This is a genomic window from Piscicoccus intestinalis NBRC 104926 (assembly GCF_001515525.1).
Lineage (GTDB): Bacteria > Actinomycetota > Actinomycetes > Actinomycetales > Dermatophilaceae > Kineosphaera > Kineosphaera intestinalis.
The window spans coordinates 1-5,958 of record NZ_BCNQ01000209.1 but is presented as its reverse complement, the minus strand read 5'-3'; the positions used below and the strand labels follow the sequence as shown (position 1 = coordinate 5,958).

The following is a 5,958-nucleotide window of genomic DNA, read 5'->3' as shown; positions in this document are numbered from 1 at the left end:
CGCCGCCGCCGCGCGGGGACTGCGCCCCGGCTCGGCGCCGCGGCGACGTCGCAAACGCGTCGAGGACCAGGCGTATTCGGCCAGCGGGCGGGACGGGCGCGACCCCGCCCTGCTCGGTGAGCAGATCGACAAGCTGCTCCTCGACCGCGGCTGGCGGGTCGATGTGTCGGCCGGGTCGGTGATGGGGCGGTGGCCGGCGATCGTCGGTCCCGAGATCGCCCAGCACACGACGCCGGTGACGTTCACCGACGGCGAGCTGCTCGTGCGGGCCGATTCGACCGCTTGGGCGACCGCGCTGCGCTATCAGACGGCGACGCTGCTGGCCCGGCTCGAGGAGGAAGCGGGAGCCGGTGTCGTCACCGCGCTGCGAATCGTCGGCCCGAGCGCACCCTCCTGGCGCAAGGGACCGCGCCGCGTCGCCGGCCGCGGCCCCCGCGACACATACGGCTGAGCGTCGGCGGGCGCCGCCTGTGGATAGAACCCGCGGGCCGACGCCGAGAACCGGCGTGTCGCGGTGCGAACCACCGCACGGACCGCCGTCGCGGGCACGACACGCGGGGATCCCGGCACGATGCGTGCGTATCGGCGCTGTGGCGCGACGAGCCCCCTATTGCGTATGGGGACACTGAACCGGGGCCTCAATCGCTCTCATCGGCGTTTCAGGGCCTCTGGCGACGGGTCACCTCAGGCGCAGGGGTATCATGGAGGGGCTGCACGCCACCATCGGGCGCGACGGGCAGCGAGCCACCGACAGCCCGAACGACAGCCCCGCACGACGACCCGGCAGCCCGGCAGCATGGCAACCCTGGCAGCACGGCTCCCGCGGGCGACTGCCATCTCGACCGGCCGCGTGACGGCCCACAGTGAGGGAGGACCGTGTCCGACACGCCTTCGCACGACCCTGCGCCGGAGCAGCCCGTGGATCCGGCCGCCGGCCACGTTCCGGCCCCGCCCGCGGACGCCGCCGGGGATCCCGCGTACGACGCGAGCGCCATCACGGTCCTCGAGGGGCTCGAGGCGGTGCGCAAGCGGCCGGGCATGTACATCGGGTCGACCGGCGAGCGCGGCCTGCACCACCTCGTCTACGAGATCGTCGACAACGCGGTCGACGAGGCCCTCGCGGGGTACGCCACCGAGGTGCACGTCACGCTGCTCGCGGACGGCGGGGTGCGCGTGCAGGACAACGGCCGCGGTATCCCCACCGACATCCACCCCGTCGAGGGCGTGTCCGCGGTCGAGCTCGTGCTCACGCAGCTACACGCCGGCGGCAAGTTCGGCGGAGGCGGTTACAAGGTCTCCGGCGGGCTGCACGGCGTCGGGTCGTCCGTCGTCAACGCGCTGTCGACCCGCCTCGAGGCCGAGGTGCGCCAGAAGGGCCACGTGTTCCGGATGGCGTTCGACCACGGCGTGCCCACGGCGCCGCTGGCTCAGGGCGAGGCCACCGACGAGACCGGCACGACGATCACGTTCTGGGCCAGCCCGCAGATCTTCGAGACCACCGAGTACAGCTTCGAGACGCTGCGGGCCCGCTTCCAGCAGATGGCCTTCCTCAACAAGGGCCTGACGATCACGTTGACCGACGAGCGCGAAGACGCGGTCGCGGTCGCCGAGGACATGGCCGAGGACGAGGAGCACGCGGTCGCCGGGCGGGTCGCCGACGCCGACGAGAAGCCCGAGGCGGAGGCTCGCGCCCAGCAGGACCGTGAGGGCGAGGTCGCCACCGACTCCGCGGGCCGGCCCCGGGGGCGCACCGTCGTCTACCGCTACGACGGCGGTCTCATCGACTACGTGCGGCACATCAACTCGGCGAAGAAGACGGAGGCGGTGCACCCGGAGGTCATCGACTTCGAGACCGAAGACGCCGACCGGGCGCTCTCCCTCGAGGTCGCGATGCAGTGGACCGGCTCCTACAGCGAGTCGGTGCGCACCTACGCGAACACGATCAACACCCACGAGGGCGGCACGCACGAGGAGGGTTTCCGCACGGCGCTGACCAACCTCGTCAACCGGTTCGCCCGCGAGCAGAAGCTGCTCAAGGACAAGGACGACAACCTCACCGGCGACGACATCCGCGAGGGCCTGACCGCCGTCGTCTCCGTCAAGCTCGGCGAGCCGCAGTTCGAGGGTCAGACGAAGACCAAGCTCGGCAACTCCGAGGTGCGCGGCTTCGTGCAGTCGGCGATGTACGACCGGTTCGGCGACTGGCTCGAGCGCCACCCCAACGAGGGCAGGGACATCGTGCGCAAGGCCGTGCAGGCCTCCGCCGCGCGCATGGCCGCCCGCAAGGCCCGTGAGGCGACCCGCCGCAAGGGCCTCATGGAGTCGAACTCGCTGCCGGGCAAGCTGTCCGACTGCCAGAGCAAGGACCCGACGGTCAGCGAGGTGTACATCGTCGAGGGCGACTCGGCAGGCGGCTCGGCCAAGGCCGGGCGCAACCCGTTCAACCAGGCGATCCTGCCGATCCGCGGCAAGATCCTCAATGTCGAGAAGGCCCGGATCGACAAGGTGCTGGCCAACCAGGAGGTGCAGGCCCTCATCTCCGGCTTCGGCACGGGCGTCGGTGAGGACTTCGACATCGACAAGGCGCGGTACCACAAGATCGTGCTCATGGCCGACGCCGACGTCGACGGCATGCACATCCGCACGCTGCTGCTCACGCTGCTGTTCCGGTTCATGCGCCCCCTCATCGAGGCGGGCTTCGTCTATCTCGCGCAGCCGCCGCTGTACCGGCTCAAGTGGACCAACCACGAGCACGAGTTCGCGTTCTCCGACCGGCAGCGCGACGAGATGGTCGCGGCCGGACTGGCGCAGGGCTGGCGACTGCCCAAGGACGCCCCGATCCAGCGCTACAAGGGTCTGGGTGAGATGAACTACCAGGAGCTGTGGGAGACCACGATGGACCCCGACCAGCGGGTGCTGCTCCAGGTGACCCTCGACGACGCGGCCGCTGCCGACGAGATCTTCTCCGTGCTCATGGGTGAAGACGTCGAATCGCGACGTTCGTTCATCCAGCGCAACGCGCGCGACGTGCAGTTCCTCGACGCGTGAGCGCGCGACCCTCCCCCTTCCGTCCACTCGTTGTCGAGAGGTCTAGTTCGTGACCGAGCAGCCGCCGAGCATGGTCGACCGGGTCGAACCGGTCGACCTCAACACCGAGATGCAGCGCAGCTACATCGAGTACGCGATGAGCGTCATCGTCAGCCGCGCGCTGCCCGACGTGCGAGACGGGCTCAAGCCGGTGCACCGGCGCATCGTCTACGCGATGTACGACGGCGGGTTCCGGCCCGACCGCGGCTACAACAAGTGCGCGCGCGTCGTCGGCGACGTGATGGCGCAGTACCACCCGCACGGAGACAGCGCGATCTACGACGCCCTCGTGCGGCTCGTGCAGCCGTGGTCGATGCGCTACCCGCTCATCGACGGGCAGGGCAACTTCGGCTCCGCCGGCAACGACGGCGCGGCCGCGAGCCGGTACACCGAGTGCCGCATGATGCCGCTGGCGATGGAGCTCGTGCGCGACATCCACGAAGACACCGTCGACTTCAAGGACAACTACGACGGCAAGAGCCAGGAGCCCGCGGTGCTGCCGGCGCGGTTCCCGAACCTGCTGGTCAACGGCTCGGCGGGCATCGCGGTCGGGATGGCCACGCAGATCCCGCCGCACAACCTGCGCGAGGTCGCCGACGCCGCGCTGTGGCTGCTGGAGCACCCGGAGGCCTCGAAGGAGGAGCTGCTCGACGCGTGCCTGGCGCGCATCAAGGGCCCCGACTTTCCGACCCACGGGCTCATCATGGGCCGCAAGGGCATCGAGGAGGCCTACCGCACCGGCCGCGGCTCGATCGCCATGCGCGCCCGCGTCGAGGTCGAGGAGATCCACGGCCGCACCTGCCTCGTCGTCACCGAGCTGCCCTACCAGGTCAACCCCGACGCGCTCGCGCTGAAGATCGCCGAGCTCGCCAAGGACGGTCGCCTCGCCGGCATCGCCGACATCCGCGACGAGACCTCCGGGCGCACTGGCCAGCGACTCGTCATCGTGCTCAAGCGCGACGCGGTCGCCAAGGTGGTGCTGAACAACCTGTACAAGCACACCCCGCTGCAGACGAGCTTCGGGGCGAACATGCTCGCGCTCGTCGACGGGGTGCCGCGCACGCTGCCGATCTCGGCGTTCATCCGGCACTGGGTCAACCACCAGATCGACGTCATCGCCCGGCGCACCGCCTACCGGCTGCGGCAGGCCGAGGAGCGCATCCACATCCTGCGCGGTTACCTCAAGGCGCTTGACGCGCTCGACGAGGTCATCGCCCTGATCCGGCGCTCGCCGACCGTCGAGGAGGCGCGTGACGGCCTCATCGAACTGCTCGACATCGACGAGATCCAGGCGCGGGCGATCCTCGACATGCAGCTGCGCCGGCTCGCCGCCCTGGAGCGGCAGAAGATCGTCGACGACCACGACGAGCTGCAGCGGCTCATCAACGACTACAACGACATCCTCGCCAAGCCGGAGCGGCAGCGCGCGATCGTCGGTGAGGAGCTCACCGAGCTCACCGACAAGTACGGCGACGACCGGCGCACCGAGATCGTGCCGTTCGGCGGGGACGTGTCGATGGAAGACCTCATCCCCACCGAGCAGGTCGTCGTCACGATCACCCGCGGCGGCTACGCCAAGCGCACCCGCGTCGATGAGTACCGGAGCCAGAAGCGCGGCGGCAAGGGCGTGCGCGGCGCGCAGCTGCGCGGCGCCGACATCGTCGAGCACTTCTTCACGACGACCACGCACCACTGGCTGCTGTTCTTCACCAATCTCGGCCGCGTGTACCGGGCCAAGGCGTACGAGCTGCCCGAGGGCAGCCGCGACAGCAAGGGCCAGCACGTGGCGAACCTGCTCGCGTTCCAGCCCGAGGAGCACATCGCGGCGGTGCTCGCGCTGAAGGACTACGACGTCAAGCCCTACCTCGTGCTGGCCACCCGCTCGGGCCTGGTCAAGAAGACCCGGCTCGCCGAGTACGACTCGCCGCGCAGCGGCGGCCTCATCGCGATCAACCTGCGCGACGGCGACGAGCTCGTCGGAGCCCGAGTGGCCGCCGGGGAAGACGACCTGCTGCTCGTCTCCCGCAAGGGGCAGTCGAGCCGGTTCCACGCGGCCGACGAGGTGCTGCGCCCGATGGGCCGGGCGACCAGCGGCGTGACCGGCATGAAGTTCCGCGCCGGCGACGAGCTGCTCGCGATGGGCCTGGTCGCCCAGGACGCCGACCCCGACGTGTTCGTCGTCTTCGAGAACGGCCTGGCCAAGCGCACCCCCGCCTCCGACTACCCGGTCAAGGGCCGGGCGGGCCTCGGGGTGCGGGTCGCGGCGATGTCCGATCGCGGTGGCGACCTCGTCGGCGCCCTCATCGTCGGCGAGAACGACGAGGTCATGGTCGTCATGGAGAAGGGCAAGGTCGTGCGCAGCCGGGTCGACGAGATCCGCCGCACCGGCCGCAACACGATGGGCGTGCAGTTCGCCAAGCCCGATCGCGGCGACGCGATCGTCGCGGTCGCGCGCAACGCCGAGCCGGTCGTGGGGGCCGAGCCGGAGGAGGACCCGGAGGGCCAGCACGCGGTCGCGGCCGAGGGCACGGACGAGGTGCTGGCCGGCTCGGAGGCCGAGCCGGTGTCCGAATCGCCCGGTGCTGCGGGTGAATCGGCGGAATCCGGCGCACCGGTTGCGGGCGCGCGTTCCGAGGATCCCGGAGCCGGTGGCGTACCGTCGGAAGTGACAACGTCCCACGTCGAGGGCCTGAATGGCGACGACGAGGGGGAGGATCCGTCCCCGCCGCCGGCGGAGTGAGCGCAGGCACAGCCCGGAGGTCCGTGAATGAGTAGCACGAGCGGTGGCACCCGCACCGGGGGCGGCGCTGGGCCGACCCGCGGCCCGGCTCCCGCCCGACAGGGGTCCTCGGCCGCGTCCTCCGGGCCGGC

The 5,958-nt window shown here is 70.8% G+C and carries 3 protein-coding genes; all 3 read left to right on the top strand.

The genetic code is table 11. The annotated features are described in order from the left end of the window. Positions 1–451 (top strand): DciA family protein (locus PINTE_RS19980; RefSeq protein WP_068434145.1); only part of this gene is annotated, 451 nt, incomplete at its 5' end. A gap of 425 nt (positions 452–876) precedes the next feature. Further along, the gene (gene gyrB, locus PINTE_RS19975) at positions 877–3,048 is read left to right on the top strand and encodes a DNA topoisomerase (ATP-hydrolyzing) subunit B (RefSeq protein ID WP_084343847.1); all 2,172 of its coding nucleotides are present in this window, start codon (positions 877–879) and stop codon (positions 3,046–3,048) included. 70 nt (positions 3,049–3,118) lie between these two features. Continuing rightward, on the top strand, positions 3,119–5,827 hold the full coding sequence (gyrA, locus tag PINTE_RS19970) for a DNA gyrase subunit A (protein ID WP_068434147.1): 2,709 nt from the start codon (positions 3,119–3,121) through the stop codon (positions 5,825–5,827). Positions 5,828–5,958 lie beyond the last annotated feature (131 nt).

Coding starts and splice junctions, on each gene's coding strand:
- gyrA (WP_068434147.1), top strand. CDS start 3,119: ATGGTCGACCGGGTCGAACCGGTCGACCTCAACACCGAGATGCAGCGC.